Annotated in this window: 11 protein-coding genes; 5 read left to right on the top strand and 6 right to left on the bottom strand. The window is 61.8% G+C overall.

All coding sequences use genetic code 11. From position 1 onward, the window contains the following. Positions 1-82: 82 nt before the first annotated feature. The 4 genes from eda to zwf are packed head-to-tail and all read right to left on the bottom strand — an operon-like array spanning position 83 to position 4,745. Positions 83-712 carry a bifunctional 4-hydroxy-2-oxoglutarate aldolase/2-dehydro-3-deoxy-phosphogluconate aldolase gene (gene eda, locus OU694_RS13700; protein ID WP_308911575.1) on the bottom strand — a complete coding sequence of 210 codons (630 nt, stop codon included), beginning with the start codon at positions 710-712 and terminating at the stop codon, positions 83-85. Positions 713-724: 12 nt separating this feature from the next. Continuing rightward, positions 725-2,539: a phosphogluconate dehydratase gene (gene edd / locus OU694_RS13695; protein ID WP_308911574.1), complete on the bottom strand. Its 1,815-nt coding sequence runs from the start codon at positions 2,537-2,539 to the stop codon at positions 725-727. Between the two features lie 29 nt (positions 2,540-2,568). Beyond that, on the bottom strand, positions 2,569-3,270 hold the full coding sequence (gene pgl / locus OU694_RS13690; protein WP_308911573.1) for a 6-phosphogluconolactonase: 702 nt from the start codon (positions 3,268-3,270) through the stop codon (positions 2,569-2,571). A 5-nt stretch (positions 3,271-3,275) separates the two neighbouring features. Further along, positions 3,276-4,745, bottom strand: a complete 1,470-nt coding sequence (gene zwf, locus OU694_RS13685; RefSeq protein WP_308911572.1) for a glucose-6-phosphate dehydrogenase — start codon at positions 4,743-4,745, stop codon at positions 3,276-3,278. A gap of 177 nt (positions 4,746-4,922) precedes the next feature. Between zwf and OU694_RS13680 the strand changes: the two genes are divergently transcribed. From OU694_RS13680 to OU694_RS13665, 4 genes are all read left to right on the top strand, one after another. Beyond that, positions 4,923-5,657: a GntR family transcriptional regulator gene (locus OU694_RS13680; protein ID WP_289503792.1), complete on the top strand. Its 735-nt coding sequence runs from the start codon at positions 4,923-4,925 to the stop codon at positions 5,655-5,657. A gap of 59 nt (positions 5,658-5,716) precedes the next feature. Then, positions 5,717-6,769, top strand: a complete 1,053-nt coding sequence (locus OU694_RS13675) for an SIS domain-containing protein (RefSeq protein WP_373460380.1) — start codon at positions 5,717-5,719, stop codon at positions 6,767-6,769. Then, a complete protein-coding gene (gene nagA, locus OU694_RS13670) occupies positions 6,769-7,932 on the top strand; it encodes an N-acetylglucosamine-6-phosphate deacetylase (protein WP_308911570.1) in 1,164 nt (387 codons plus the stop codon). Before OU694_RS13675 ends, nagA begins: the two co-directional genes overlap by 1 nt. Before the next feature lie 157 nt (positions 7,933-8,089). Further along, a complete protein-coding gene (locus tag OU694_RS13665; protein ID WP_308911569.1) occupies positions 8,090-9,169 on the top strand; it encodes a methyl-accepting chemotaxis protein in 1,080 nt (359 codons plus the stop codon). 92 nt (positions 9,170-9,261) lie between these two features. On the opposite strand, the gene OU694_RS13660 is transcribed toward OU694_RS13665, so the two are convergent. Both OU694_RS13660 and OU694_RS13655 read right to left on the bottom strand, forming a co-directional pair. Continuing rightward, on the bottom strand, positions 9,262-11,118 hold the full coding sequence (locus tag OU694_RS13660; RefSeq protein WP_308911568.1) for an ABC transporter ATP-binding protein: 1,857 nt from the start codon (positions 11,116-11,118) through the stop codon (positions 9,262-9,264). A gap of 118 nt (positions 11,119-11,236) precedes the next feature. Then, on the bottom strand, positions 11,237-11,938 hold the full coding sequence (locus OU694_RS13655) for a PEPxxWA-CTERM sorting domain-containing protein (RefSeq protein ID WP_308911567.1): 702 nt from the start codon (positions 11,936-11,938) through the stop codon (positions 11,237-11,239). Between the two features lie 312 nt (positions 11,939-12,250). Between OU694_RS13655 and OU694_RS13650 the strand changes: the two genes are divergently transcribed. Beyond that, positions 12,251-13,981, top strand: coding sequence for a sodium:solute symporter family protein (locus OU694_RS13650; protein ID WP_308911566.1), 1,731 nt, complete (start codon positions 12,251-12,253; stop codon positions 13,979-13,981). Positions 13,982-14,054: the final 73 nt, after the last annotated feature.

Here is a 14,054-nt window from a genome sequence, read left to right as displayed (position 1 = left end):
TGACTGCGCGGGGGCGAGAGTGGCACGGCAGGGCACCGGAGCGCAAGACGCTCCGATGTCTTAATTCAACAATTGTTGAAAATTAGCGACCGAGTTTGGCAACCGCCGATTTGGCAAGCTCGCCAACTGCAGCCGGATCGATCTTGCCGTCGCTCCCGCGCGGGGTCAGCCACGAGCCACCGACAACAGCAACGTTATCAAGCGCCAGATAGCTCGGCGCTGAGGCTTCGGTCACGCCGCCTGTGGGGCAGAAAGTAAGGTCCGGCAGCACGGAGCCGACAGCTTTCAGGAACGGCACACCGCCTGCAACTTCGGCGGGGAAGAATTTCAGCTCGCTGAAGCCCCATTCGCGCGCCTGCATGGCTTCGGAAAGCGTCGCCACACCCGGCAGGAAATCGAAACCGAGCGCTTTGACGGCATCGGCAAGCGTCTCGGTCAGGCCCGGGCTCACGCCGAACACGGCGCCAGCGTCCTTCGCCTGTTTGGCAAGTTCGGGCGTCAATACAGTGCCGGCACCCACCACGGCATCCGGCAGCGCTTTGGCAACCGCCGAAATGCTTTCAAGCGCCGACGGGTGACGCAGGGTAATTTCCAAGACCTTCAAGCCATTATCGTAAAGCGCTTTCGAGACGGCAACAGCCTCCTCGGCACTTTTATAATTCAGCACCGGGATCACGGGTGCGAGCGTCATGATGGTCTTGATATCGGTCATGGGTCGAGGTCCTCAGAAAGCCTGATGGGTGAATACGCTGGCGCCTTCGCCCGCGGGGGAAACAAGCGCGCGGAAGCCGGTGAACAGGTCTCGGCCGTAGGTCAAGGGTTGCTCGGGGCCCTTCGATGGCGTGCGGGCGGCAAACTCGTCCGCATCCACCAGAAGCTCAAGCGTGCCTTTCACGGCGTCGAGCCGGATCATATCGCCATCCTGCACGCGTGCAATAGGCCCGCCCATCGCAGCCTCGGGGCTGACATGGATGGCGGCCGGCACCTTGCCAGATGCGCCGGACATGCGGCCATCGGTCACAAGTGCCACCTTGAAGCCCTTGTCCTGCAATACGCCAAGGGACGGCGTAAGCTTGTGAAGTTCCGGCATGCCGATGGCTTTCGGGCCCTGATAGCGGACCACGGCCACAAAATCGCGCTCCAGCTTACCAGCCTTGAAGGCGGCCAGAAGATCGTCCTGATGCTCGAACACGATGGCCGGTGCCTCGATCACCCGGTGTTCGGGCTTCACGGCGGATACCTTGATCACACAGTCACCAAGCGGCCCTTCAAGGATTTCAAGCCCGCCTTCGGCCTGGAAGGGGTTGGTGGCGGGGCGCAGCACGGTATCGTCACCAGGCGTCGCAGGAAGCGGCTTCCATGTGGCGCGCTCACCTTCAAGCTCGGGGAAGGTGCCCCATGCTTCAAGGCCCTTGCCGAGGATCGTTTCGCCGTCGTTATGAAGTAGGCCAACCGACAGCAGTTCCTTCGTGACCCACGGCGTCCCGCCCGAGGCATGAAAGGCATTCACGTCGGCGAGCCCGTTCGGGTAAACGCGGGCAAGAAGCGGCACGATCTTCGAAAGGTCTGCGAAATCACCCCACGTGACCTTGATGCCAGCGGCTGCCGCAATCGCCACGATATGGAGCGTGTGGTTGGTCGACCCACCGGTTGCCAGAAGTCCGCAGATGGCGTTCACGATGGCGCGTTCGTCCACCATGTCGGCCAGGCCCTTCGGCTTGTCGGCGGCAGCCAGCGCCACAGCGCGGGCGGAGGCGGCATCATTGAGCGCGGTGCGCAGGTCGGTGTTCGGCGCCACGAAGCTCGAACCCGGCAGTTGCAGGCCCATCATTTCGAGCATCATCTGGTTGGTGTTGGCGGTGCCATAGAAGGTGCAGGTTCCGGGGCTGTGGTAGGCGCGGCTTTCCGATTCCAGAAGCTCGGCGCGGCCAACCTTGCCTTGGGCGTATTCCTGACGGACCTTGGCCTTCTCGCTGTTCGAGATGCCGGTCGGCATCGGGCCGGAGGGCACAAACACGAACGGCAGGTGGCCGAACGAAAGCGCACCCATCAAAAGGCCCGGCACGATCTTGTCACAGATGCCCAGAAGCAACCCGCCATCGAAGACATTGTGGCTCATGGCGATTGCCGTCGCCATCGCGATCACATCGCGCGAGAAAAGCGACATTTCCATGCCCGGCTCACCTTGCGTGACGCCGTCACACATGGCGGGCACGCCGCCCGCCATCTGGGCCACACCACCTGCATCGATGATCGCGCGTTTCAGCTCGGGCAGCATCGTGTGATAGGGCTGATGGGCCGAAAGCATGTCGTTATAGGACGAAACGATGCCGATGTTCGGCACCTTGCCATCGGCAATCTGGTGCTTTTCCGCTTCGCCGCAGGCAGCAATCGCGTGGGCGATATTGCCGCAGGACATGCGGCCACGCTGCGGGCCGGCATCACGCATCGCCTGGATGCGCGCCATATAGGCGGCACGGCTGGCGGTCGAGCGTTCACGGATACGGTCGGTTATCTTGAGAAGGCGGGGGTCGGTCATCTCTTCAGTCCTTGGGTGTTCAGGGCGGATCAGGCCGCCCAATAGACGCTGAGCCTGTCGCCCAGCGCCCGTGCAACGCGCCCGATGGGCAGGTTGCTTGAGGGGTCGGTTGCGGCATCATACACCGCTTTCTTGTCGTCCCCCGTGATCATCAGCTGTACGGCGCCGGCGCGGGTGAGCGCACCAAGCGTGAGGGTCAGGCGCAGCACCTCATCCCCCGTCACCTCACTGCGGTTGGCACGGATCGCCCGCACGGTCGCCGCACCGTCGGGCTGCATCGCGGCTTCAAGGCCTTCAGCTGCCGGGAAGAGCGAGGCTGTGTGTCCGTCCGGCCCCATGCCGAGGAGCACCAGATCAAACGGATCAAGCGCCTTGTAGGCAGCGTCCACTTGCGAAGCAGCGGCAAACGGGTCATCCCCCGGCACCTTCATCGGCGTGAAGGCAGCATCTGCCGCCTTGCCCGTCAGAAGCGTGCGACGAAGGAACGCGGTGTTCGAGCGGGCATGATCGGCTTCCACCCAGCGTTCGTCAACGAGCGCGACCTTCACATTTTGCCAGCCGAGATCAGCATCCGCCATTGCAGCAAAGAGCGGTGCGGGCGTCGAGCCACCGGAGACAGCCCAGCGCGCTTCACCACGTTCTCCGAGGGCGGCTTCAAGCCGGGCGCGTGTGTCGGCGGTGATCGCCGCCACCATCGCCTCGCGACTGTCGAACGACAGGAAGTTTGCCACCCGCCTTACTCCGCGCTGCCGTCGTGATACCAGGTGCGGCCATCGCGCGACATAAGGTCGTGCGCCTCATACGGCCCCCATGTGCCAGCCGAATAGGTCTTGAGCGTGGCGGGCTTGGCCTGCCAGTGTGCGATGATCCGGTCGACCCAGCGCCAGGCGTGGGCGACTTCGGCACGGTGCACAAAGAGGCTCTGGTCGCCGCGGGCGGCATCAAGGATGAGGCGCAGGTAAGGCCCCATCCGCATCGGCCCCTTGGCGCCGACGTCATCAAGCCGCAGCTCCACCTCTTTCAGTTCGTCCGACGACGAATCGTGGTTTTTCATCATCACGCGCAGCGCCAGATGATCCTCGGGCTGCAGGCGGATGATGAAACGGTTGGGGTTGATGCTGGCGCCCCACGCCGCGTTCGGCGAGTGCGGAACATCCTTGAACTGGATGACGATCTCGGCAAAGCGCGCGGGCAGCCGCTTGCCGGTGCGCAGGTAGAAGGGCACGCCGGCCCAGCGCCAGTTCTGCAGGTGGGTTTTCAGCGCGATGAAGGTTTCGGTCTGACTTTTTTCCTTGAGGCCAAGGTCAGCCGCATAGCCCGGCACAGCCTTGCCGTTGACTGCCCCTTCAGCATATTGCGCGCGCACCACGTTGCGGTCGATGGCGTCGCCTTCGAGGGGCTCGAGCGACTTCAGCACCTTCAGTTTTTCGTCGCGGATGCTGTCGGCGTCCAGCCGGGCGGGCGGCTCCATCGCCACGAGGCAAAGAAGCTGCAGCAGATGGTTCTGCACCATGTCGCGGATCGCACCGGTGCCTTCATAGAAGCCGGCGCGGCCTTCAACGCCGATATTCTCGGCAGCCGTGATCTGGATATGGTCGATCGTGCGGTTGGACCACAGGCGTTCAAAAAGGATGTTCGAGAAGCGCAGGGCCAGAAGGTTCTGCACGGCTTCCTTGCCGAGATAATGGTCGATCCGGAAGGTCTGGTTCTCGCCGAAATGACGCGCCACGTCGGCATTGATCGCCTCTGCGCTGTCATAATCATGCCCGAGCGGCTTTTCGAGCACCACGCGGGCGCGCTCGCCGTTCAGGCCGTTGGCGCCAAGCTGGTCGCACACGCTCGTGAACAGAGACGGCGGTACAGCGAGGAAATGAACAAGCGGACGGTCATCCTGCTTGTTGATATCAGCGGCGAGTGCCTTCCAGTCATCCCCGCCCTCGGCGAGATTGAGCTGCACGAAACGCACCATCGATGCGAAAGCAGCGAAATGATCGTCCGAAATGTAGCAGGCTGGTGCTGTTTCGGCGAAAACCTTGGTCAGCCAGCTGGCGACCGTTTCGTCCGACGCCGAACGCGAGGTGAGATAGATCCGGCTTTCCGGGCTGACCCGGCCCGCCACCACACCGGCAATGAGCGCGGGCAGCAGCTTCTTGCGCGACAGGTCCCCCGTGCCGCCGAAAATCACCAGATCGAATGTCTTCACCATAACGTGCCTCTTGAAGCCTTGCTGCGCCTGAAGTTCAATGACAGCGCAGGACAAAAATGAGCTTATCAACGGTACCACTAAAGCACAACATAGAACCAATGTCAAAATTGGTATTTCATTGGTTCTTAAAATATGCTAATCAGTGAGGACAGGAAACCTATGGGGAGCTTTAAGCCCATGTCGCTCAAGGAGATCGCCGGACCGCTCGATGAAACGAGCCGCCTGCCGCTGTATCAACAGCTGCAACGCGCCATCCGCAAGGCGATTGAAGAGAGCGCCCTTTCCCCGTCGGATGCCCTGCCGCCCGAACGCGACATAGCCACGGAATATGACGTTTCGCGCATCACCGTGAGGAAGGCGCTCGACGGCCTTGTGCAGGACGGGCTTCTGGCCCGCCGTCAGGGGGCTGGCACCTTTGTCACCGCCCACCTTGAAAAGCGCCTGACCCGGATTTCAAGCTTCTCGGAAGACCTCGCAGCCCGCGGCTGGGTCGCGCGCTCGAAAGTGCTTGAACGCATCAAGGGCACGGTCACCCCGGAAGAATCGCTGAGCCTCAGCCTCGCCCCCGGCGAAGGCGTGTTCCGCTTCCGCCGCATCCGCTACGCGGACGATGCGCCGATGGCGATCGAAACAGCGGTTGTCCCCGCCTTCTGCCTCAATTCGATCGAGGATGTGCAGGGCTCCTTATATGACGCGCTGGAGCGCACCGGCAACCGCCCGGTCCGCGCCCTGCAGCGGATCAAGGCTGTCGCCTTTTCCGAAACCAATGCCCGGCTTCTGGGGATCACCCCCGGTGCGCCCGGCCTGCTTCTTGAGCGGCGCGGCTTCAATGCCGAAGGCCGCGCGGTGGAAATCACCCAGTCCTATTACCGCGGCGACGCGTACGACTTTGTCGTCGAACTGACCGCATAGAGACAAAACCCCGGCCCCCTCGCAGACTGAACGGACAGAAGGGCGCCGTCCAGACAAGGATGACAACGATGTCAAAAAAACTTCAGGATAGCGACACCAAGATGTTCGCCGAGGCCGGCACCGCCGGCGCTGTGGTTGCCCGGCAGATTGCCGCCACCGCCGGCATCCTTGCAGACCTTGGCGCCAGGCTCCGCGAGATGAAGCCGCGGGCCGTTGTCACCTGCGCGCGCGGCAGTTCGGACCATGCCGCGACCTATGCCAAATATCTGATCGAGACGAAGCTCGGGCTGCTTGTTTCCTCCGCTGCCCCCTCGATTGCATCCGTTTACGCCGCCCGCCAGATGCTGGAAGGCACCCTTTTCATCGCCGTGTCGCAGTCCGGCAAAAGCCCTGATCTGTTGCTCACCGCCGAAGCAGCCAAGGCGTCAGGCGCCTTTGTCGTGGCGCTTGTGAATGTGGCCGACAGCCCGCTTGCCAAGCTCGCCGATGTGGTGGTGCCGCTGTCGGCGGGGCCGGAACTGAGTGTAGCCGCCACCAAAAGCTATATCGCGACGCTTGCCGCCATCCTTGGCCTTGTCGCGCACTGGAGCGCTGACAAGGAGCTGATGGCAGCCCTTGAGGCCCTGCCCCGCAACCTTGAAGCCGCCTGGGGCCTTGACTGGTCGGGCGCTGCCGAGCGGCTGATTTCGGCCCGCAATATGTTCGTCATCGGGCGCGGGCTCGGTTTTGCCGTCACGCAGGAAGCCGCGCTCAAGTTCAAGGAAACCTCCGGCATCCATGCTGAGGGTTTCTCTGCGGCCGAAGTGAAGCATGGCCCGATGGCCATCGTCGGCCACGGCTTCCCGGTGCTGGTGATGAGCCAGAAGGACGAAAGCCGCGCCGGCATCCCGGATCTTGTGAATGATTTCGAAGCGCGGGGTGCGGCGGTGATGACAGCCGGTGTGGGCCTGAAGGGCGGGCTCGAACTGCCGGTCATTGAAGGCGCGCACCCGGCCACCGAACCCATTCTGTTCATCCAGAGTTTCTATCGTATGGTCAATCGACTGTCGGTGCTGCGCGGGTATAATCCTGATACACCGCCGCATCTGAACAAGGTTACGGAGACCGTCTGATGCCTGAAGAATCGACCCTGATCACCGGCGCCCGCGTTCTGCATGCCGGCCATTTCCGCGAAGGGCTCGCCGTGCGCGTCAGCGGTGGCCGCATCAGCGATATCGGCCCCGCCGACATGCTGGACACCCACGACGACACCAACGTGATTGAGGCCGACGGGCTGACCCTCGTGCCCGGCTATATCGACGTGCAGGTGAATGGCGGCGGCGGCGTGCTGTTCAACGACGAGCCCACAAAAGCGGGCGTTGAGGCCATCATGGCTGCCCACCGCACCTATGGCACCACGGGCATGCTGCCAACCCTGATCAGCGACGACTTCTCCGTGATGCGAAAGGCGCTCAAGGCGGTGGATGACGCCATCGAAGCGGGCATACCGGGCATCCTTGGCATCCACCTTGAGGGACCGTTCCTTTCGGAACCCAAGAAGGGCGCACATGACGCGAGGCATTTCCGCCCCATCGACGCGGAAGCTTTCGAAATCCTGACGAGCCTGAAACGCGGCGTGACCCATGTGACGCTGGCGCCCGAGGAAACGAACCCGGAGACCATCGCCGCACTCACCAAGGCCGGCGTCATCATCTCCTTCGGCCACACCAACGCCACTTACGAGCAGGCGGTGGCCGGTATCAGGGCGGGGGCGACCGGCGTGACGCACCTTTATAACGCAATGACACCGACAACGAGCCGCGCCCCCGGCGTGGTCGGCGCCGTGCTGGAAGACAATGACATGTTCGCCGGTATCATCGTCGATGGTTTCCACCTGCATCCGGCCAGCATCCGGGTCGCCATGAAAGCCATGGGCGCCGACCGGCTGATGCTGGTGACGGACGCCATGCCATCGGTCGGCATGCCGGAAGTGGATGGCCGCAAGGAGTTTACCCTCACCGGGCGCACCGTGCATGTAGTGAATGGCCGCTGCACCTATACCGATGGCACCCTCGCCGGGTCGGACCTCGATATGGCAGCCGCCGTGCGCAACGCGATCCGCGATGTGGGCGTAAGCCCTGAGGTGGCGGTGGCGATGGCGAGCCACAATCCGGCGAAGTTCCTGCGGCTGGATCGCACCCATGGCCAGATCGCGCCGGGCTATTTGGCGGATTTCGTGCTGGTGGACGATCAGTGGAATGCGATCAAAACCATCATCAGCGGCGAGGTTTACTGACCCGCCGCCCCGTTTCGGATGTAACAATTCTTTCTTTTGCGATGCAGCATCGATGTGCTAGCAAAGCAACAACAAAGATAAATATTGCCGTCCAGAAAACCGGTTGCCCAAAGAGGCTGCCGGCGCCCTGTTTTCAAGAGCAAAGAGTACGGCAACCATGATAAATGTACGTCCCGGGGACGCCGCCAATGCGGCAGAGGACACCACCATCGACGAGATGGACCCAGCCCAGATCATCGCGCTGACCGCCGATGTGCGCGGCACCACCGACAGCAAGATCACCGAGATCCAGGCCGTCACCGGCCGCACCAAAATCCTCGCCCTGAATGCGCTGATCGAAAGCGCGCGGGCGGGTGAAGCGGGGCGAGGCTTCGCCGTTGTCGCGAACGAGGTGAAAGGCGTCTCCGAGGAAATTGCCGAGATTGCCGTCACGCTGCGCAACGAGCTTTCCTCGAAGGTCGCGCTTCTCGATCTGATCGGCCGCAATATCGTGGATCACCTGCGCGGCCAGCGCATGGTGGACCTCGCCCTCAACGCCGTCGAACTGATCGACCGCAACCTTTATGAACGCACCTGCGATGTGCGCTGGTGGGCCACCGACAGCGCGGTCGTCGATTGCCTCGCCGCGCCCTCCCCCGAAGCCTCGGCATATGCCTCAAAGCGCCTCGGGGTGATCCTGTCGGCCTATACCGTTTATCTTGATCTCTGGATTGCCGACACCAAGGGCCGTGTGATCGCCAACGGACGGCCCGGCCAATACAAGGTCGAAGGCGCCTCGGTTGCCGATGAAAGCTGGTTCCGGGAAGCCATGGCGACAAAATCGGGGGACGATTATTCGGTGGCGGACATTGCCCGCAACCGGCACCTCGATAACGCGCCTGTCGCCACCTATGCCGCCGCCATCCGCGCGGGCGGCGAAGCGGACGGAGAAATCCTCGGCGTTCTCGGCATCCATTTCGACTGGGGCCCACAGGCCCGTACCATCACCGAAGGCGTGCGCTTCTCGAAACAGGAAGCCGGCCGCTCCCGCGCGCTCCTCCTTGATGCCTCGATGCGGGTGATTGCCGCGTCGGACGGCAAGGGGCTGCTGACAGAGAAAATCGATCTGGACACGAAGGGCGAAACCGCGGGCCATTACAGCCTGCCCGATGGCACCATCATCGGCTTCCACCGCACACCGGGCTACGAGACCTACGAAGGCCTCGGCTGGTACGGCTGCATCATTCAGGCGCCGTGATCCCAAAACCCGTCACCCCGGACCTGATCCGGGGGCCATGCCTGCAGCAAACACCACTAGATGCCGGGTCGAGCCCGGCATGACGGCGTGGGTTATTCCGCGGCTTCCGTTTCGGCTTCTTCGTCGAGCCCAAGGAAACCGCCCGACTGGCGGGACCAGAGACGGGCATAGATGCCATCCTGCGCGATCAGGTCGGCATGGCTGCCTTCCTCGACGATGCGGCCCTTGTCGAGCACGATAAGCCGGTCCATCGCCGCGATGGTGGAAAGCCGGTGCGCGATGGCGATCACCGTCTTGCCTTCCATCAGCTTCGAAAGCTGGCCCTGGATCGCAGCTTCAACCTCGCTATCAAGCGCCGAGGTCGCTTCATCGAGCACAAGGATCGGCGCATTTTTCAGAAGCACACGGGCAATCGCGACGCGCTGGCGCTGGCCGCCTGAAAGCTTCACGCCGCGCTCGCCCACATGGGCGTCGTAGCCCGTGCGGCCCTTGGCGTCTTTCAGTTCCATGATGAAGTCGGCGGCTTCGGCCTGTTCAGCGGCGGAGAGCATTTCCTCGTCCGTCGCGTGCGGGCGGCCATAGGTGATATTGTCGCGCACCGACCGGTGCAGCAGCGACGTATCCTGCGTGACAACGCCGATCTGGGCCCTAAGCGAATCCTGCGTCACATCGCGCACATCGGTGCCATCGATGGTGATGCGCCCGCCATCGAGATCATAGAAGCGCAGCAGCAGGTTCACGAGGGTCGATTTGCCCGCCCCCGACTGGCCGACAAGGCCGATCTTCTCGCCCGGCTTGATGGCGAGATCGAGCCCGCAGATCACGGCTTTGGTCGGGTCGTAATTGAAGACCACATCCTCGAACCGGATTTCGCCCTTCACCGGCGGCAGCAGTTTGGCGTCCGGCGCATCATTGATGACGCGCGGCAGCGAGATGGAGCCGATGCCGTCCTTCACCGTACCGATATTTTCAAAAAGCGCGGAGACTTCCCACATCAGCCACTGGGACATGCCCATGATCCTGAGCGCGAGTGCCATGGCGATAGCAATGGCCCCCGTGGAGACCGCCCCCAGCTGCCACAGCCAGATGCCGAGCACGGCCAGCGAGAAAACGGTGCCATAGTTGAGGCAGTCCCGCGCCGTGTTGAACCAGGTGACAAGGCGCATCTGGCGGTGAACCGTATCCAGAAACTCCCCCATGCCTTCGCGGGCATAGGCTTCTTCGCGCTCGGAATGCGAAAAGAGCTTCACGGTGGCGATGTTCGTGTAGCTGTCGACGATCCGGCCGGTCATCATCGAGCGGGCGTCGGCCTGCTCCTGCGCCACCTTGCCGAGGCGCGGTACGAAATAGACCATCAGAAGCCCGAAGATCACGACCCACGCTGCAAACGGCATCATCAGGCGCCAGTCGGCGGTGGCAACCACAAACAGGGTGCCCGCCATATAGACGATCACATAGTTCGCCACATCCAGCACCTTGATCACGGTTTCCCGCACGGCAAGGGCCGTCTGCATCAGTTTGGTGACGATGCGGCCAGCAAACTCGTCCTGGAAATAGCTCATCGACTGATGCACCAGATAACGGTGCACGTTCCAGCGGATGCGCATCGGGAAATTGCCGAGAAGCGTCTGGTGAATGACCGCCGACGACAGGAAGCTCATGATCGGCATGGCAACGATCAGCACAAAGGCCATCAGCGCCAGCTTGCCGCCTTCTTCCGCAAAGAAATCTTCGGGGCTGTGCGCTTCCAGAAGATCGACGATGGAGCCGAGGAAGCTGTAAAGCGACACTTCGGCAATCGCGATCAGCGTGGTGAGCACCGCCATGAAGGCGAGCCAAGGCTCGGTGCCACGCATATAATGGCGGCAGAAGGCATAAAGCGTCTTGGGCGGCTGTGTGGGCAGTTCGCGCGGGAACGGATCAAGGCGGTTTTCAAACCAGCGGAGCATGTCGTGACGTCTTTTCTTATTTCATGATTTGGGCCGGATACTTTAGTCCCGAATGCCTGGAAGTCATGACATTTTTGCGAGCAGACGCCGCCGACGTGATCACAATTGCGCTAGATTGTCACCCGATGCGCAGTTGCCGCCCCCGCCGCCGCACCGCCATGCCCGCGAGCCCGAAGCCTATGATCATCGTCAGCCAAGTGGCCGGCTCGGGGATGGCAGGGGCACCGATCTCGGTAATCTCTGTCACCGACATTTTGAAGAAGTAGACGGTGCCAAGTTCCGTGTCGAAAAACCCATTGGTCTCGAATGCAGGACTGATCAGGGACCCGATACTTGCAATATCGGTGCTTGAGATATTGTCTCCGCCTTGTGCGAAAGCCCATGAATTGAAATAGGAGACCGTAAGACCGTTGCCCGTCAGGACATCTTCCGTCGCATTAAAATTGATTTCTTCATAGCCGTACTCATAACCATCCGTCCGGTCGAAGATTTCGGCATAATTGCCAGGGTCCACAATGCCACCAGAATACTGCCAAGTTTGATTACCCACTGTCACCTTCATCGAGGTGTAGTGATAGGCAGCAAAGTTGCCGTATGCGTATGACTTGGTTCGCACGGCATCGTCGTCTGTCAGATAGTCAGAGAACTCAAGGTCAATAGAAATTGTACCCATCTTGCTCTGGCTCTCGCCAAATTTGTTCGCCAGAGCCTCGGAATCGTACCACGCAATATCGCCTTCCAGATGGAAGTTAACAGCTGCGCTGGCCGCACCCGACCAACCGGCAACAGCTACGCAAAACACCAAGAACAGATACTTCATCTCGCGACCCCCAAGATTGCGTCAGAGCTGCAGATCGGTGCCGCCCCTTTAAACTCCCGAGTTTCAGGAAGTGATGACAAGGGTGCCGCTCAAGCGCTCAAAAAGTTAACAAATCATTAACGGTTGTATATTTCGTTAACGGATAGAATGCAAGCTGCATTCTGTCGGAAACCATCGCTTTCAAGCCCACTTTTCCCTTGCCTCCGCAGCCCAAAGACTTCATATTTGTGACAACGTTGTCAAACATCAGCAATCCCGGACGCCGTGGGGGCATGGCGGGGTGGCTGTTCACACTTTCCGGGGAGGGGTGCCTTGCATCTGACGGCTCTCGACTGGGCGATTGTTGCCCTTGTGCTTTTCGGCAACCTTGCGGTTGGCCTTTATGTCACCAAACGGGCGAGTGCGAGTAGCGCCTCCTTTTTCCTCGGCGGACGGCATATGCCCTGGTGGCTCCTTGGCACCTCGATGGTCGCCACTACCTTCGCCGCCGACACACCGAACCTCGTCACCGGGCTTGTCCGCACCGGCGGTGTGGCCGCCAACTGGGCCTGGTGGTGTTTCCTCCTGACCGGCATGCTGACCGCCTTCGTTTACGCCAAGCTGTGGCGGCGGCTCGGCGTCACCACCGATAACGAATTTTACGAGCGCCGCTATTCCGGCAAACCCGCCGCCTTCCTGCGCGGCTTCCGGGCGGTCTACCTTGGCATCTTCTTCAATGTGCTGATCATGGGGAACGTCACGCTCGCCGCCATCAAATACGGCGCCGTACTGTTCAACGTCAGCCCCGTGATGGTGGTGCTGGTGGCGGGCGGCGTGACGGTCATCTTCTCGGCGGCGGGCGGTCTCCTCGGCGTGCTTGTCACCGACATGATCCTTTTTGTGATCGCCATGGCGGGCGCCATCATCGCCGCCCTCTATGCGCTCGATCATCCATCCGTCGGCGGGCTTGACACGCTCCTCGCGCACGCCAATGTCGCCGACAAGCTGCCCATGGTGCCGGACATGAGCGACCCGGCGGTTTATGTGCCGCTTCTCCTCATCCCTCTCGCCGTTCAGTGGTGGGCGAGCTGGTATCCGGGCTCGGAGCCGGGCGGCGGCGGCTACGTGGCGCAGCGCATGCTGGCGGCCAAAAACGAACGCCATGCGGTGGCGGCAACCGTCTTCTTCAATCTCGCGCACTATGCCCTGCGCCCGTGGCCGTGGATCATTGTGGCGCTGGCCTCGCTTGTCGTCTTCCCCGATATCGCGAGCCTGAAGGCTGCCCTGCCGCAAGTGCCGGAAAATATCATGACGGACGACTTGGCTTATCCCGCCATGCTCACCTTCCTGCCCGCCGGCCTTCTGGGCCTCGTGATGGCGTCGATCGTCGCGGCCTATGTGTCGACCATCTCGACGAGCCTCAACTGGGGGGCGTCGTATGTGGTGAACGACGTTTACGTTCGCTTCATGAAGCCGGATGCGACCGACAAGCAGCAGGTGATGGCCGGCCGCGTCGTCACCGTCCTGCTGATGGTGCTCGCGGGGCTTTTCGCGCTGACGCTTGAAAGCGCCAACCAGGGCTTCAACCTACTTCTGTCAGTTGGTGCCGGCACCGGGCTTCTGTTCATCCTGCGCTGGTTCTGGAGCCGCATCAATGCCTGGTCAGAAGTGGCCGCGATGGTCATTTCCTTCGCCGTTTCGATCCTTCTGGACCGCATCGACCTCGGCCTTGCCTCGCACGAGAAATTTGTGCTGGCGGTCGCCATCACCACGGCGGGCTGGGTGATCGTCACGCTCCTGACGCCCAGAACCGATGAAGCCAAGCTCAAGGCCTTCCAGGCGGAGACGAAAGCCTTCACCGAACCCGGCGTGGTCGGCAGCGGTGTGCGCGCCGCCGCGTGGGGCGTGGCAGGCGTTTATTCCCTTCTCTTCGGTATTGGCCAGCTTCTCTATGGCAACCTGACAGCGGCAGGCCTTCTATTGTTCGTGTTCACGCTTGCGACAATGCGAGTGCTCGGCGCGATCAAGCGAGTGCCGGTGGCGGAGGACGCCCCCGCACCCTGACGTATCAGAAGCATAGAGACCGTCTCGCGGGGCTGATCCTCCCCTCCCCTTCCAGCCCCGAGACGATAAAGGC

The sequence above is a fragment of the Pseudokordiimonas caeni genome, assembly GCF_026719705.1.
Taxonomy (GTDB): domain Bacteria; phylum Pseudomonadota; class Alphaproteobacteria; order Sphingomonadales; family Kordiimonadaceae; genus Gimibacter; species Gimibacter caeni.
Note: the sequence above shows the minus strand (reverse complement) of the source record. Positions and strands in the feature narration are given on the sequence as shown.